Annotated in this window: 2 protein-coding genes; one reads left to right on the top strand and one right to left on the bottom strand. The window is 64.9% G+C overall.

Features of this window, described 5'->3' with window-relative positions:
• Positions 1 to 396: MJ0042-type zinc finger domain-containing protein (locus MOV75_RS39515; protein ID WP_258719608.1), on the bottom strand; the 396-nt coding region annotated here is incomplete at its 3' end.
• A 151-nt stretch (positions 397 to 547) separates the two neighbouring features.
• Here MOV75_RS39515 and MOV75_RS39510 point away from each other — a divergent pair.
• The coding region (locus MOV75_RS39510) for a cell division ATP-binding protein FtsE (protein ID WP_247008259.1) at positions 548 to 1,008 on the top strand (461 nt) is incomplete at its 3' end.

Here is a 1,008-nt window from a genome sequence, read left to right as displayed (position 1 = left end):
CGCACCACGGCGGCCGAACAGGCCGCGGAACCAGGACTGATGCTGCGCGCCGACGACCTCCTCTTCGGCCTCGCGGGCCGCCGCTGACCACTCGTCCTCGGTTTCCTTGGCCTCTTCATCGGGCCAGTCGCTGGCGATCGAGGGGCTGTCGACGACAGGCGCATCAGCGGCGCCGTCGTCCCTGGCATAGGAGTTCCACTGCTCAGCGAGGTCGGACTGGTCGTCAGCCTGGCTGGCTGCGGCCATGGCCGGGACGGATGCCTCCTCGATGGCATCCTCGGCATGGGCGATCCAGGTCTCCTTGCAGCGGGAACAGCGGACTGCCCGTCCGTTCGCCCCCAGGCTCGCAAGCTTGATGGCGTAGGATGTCATACAATGGGGGCAGACGATATGCATGGACGAGCCTTGATGCATGAACGAGGACTTGACCATGTATGCTACAGGGCGACCGTTAACGAACCGGAAACCATAACGGCCGCAAAACCCGTTGATCGCGTATGGCGGAGCGCAGCAGTGCGACCCGCGCCCCTCTCGAACGGAGCTGAGCTTGGTTCGGTTCGAAAATGTCGGATTGCGTTACGGTCTGGGGCCGGAGATTCTGCGCGACCTCAGCTTCCAGATCCCGGCGCATTCGTTCCAGTTCCTCACCGGCCCGTCGGGTGCCGGCAAGACCTCGCTGCTGCGCCTCTTGTTCCTGTCGCATCGGCCGACGCGGGGCCTCGTCAATCTGTTTGGGCATGACATCTCGCAGCTCGGCAAGGACGAGATCGCCGACTTGCGCAAGCGCATCGGCATCGTGCTGCAGGATTTCCGCCTGCTCGATCACATGACGACCTATGAGAACGTCGCGCTGCCGTTCCGTGTCATGGGGCGCAGCGAGTCGAGCTATCGCAAGGAGGTGATCGATCTGTTGCGCTGGGTCGGACTCGGCGAGCGCATGGACGCGCTGCCGCCGATCCTGTCGGGCGGCGAGAAGCAGCGCGCCGCGATCGCGCGCGCCGTGATCTC

The organism is Bradyrhizobium sp. PRIMUS42, assembly GCF_023006515.1.
GTDB lineage: Bacteria > Pseudomonadota > Alphaproteobacteria > Rhizobiales > Xanthobacteraceae > Bradyrhizobium.
Note: the sequence above shows the minus strand (reverse complement) of the source record. Positions and strands in the feature narration are given on the sequence as shown.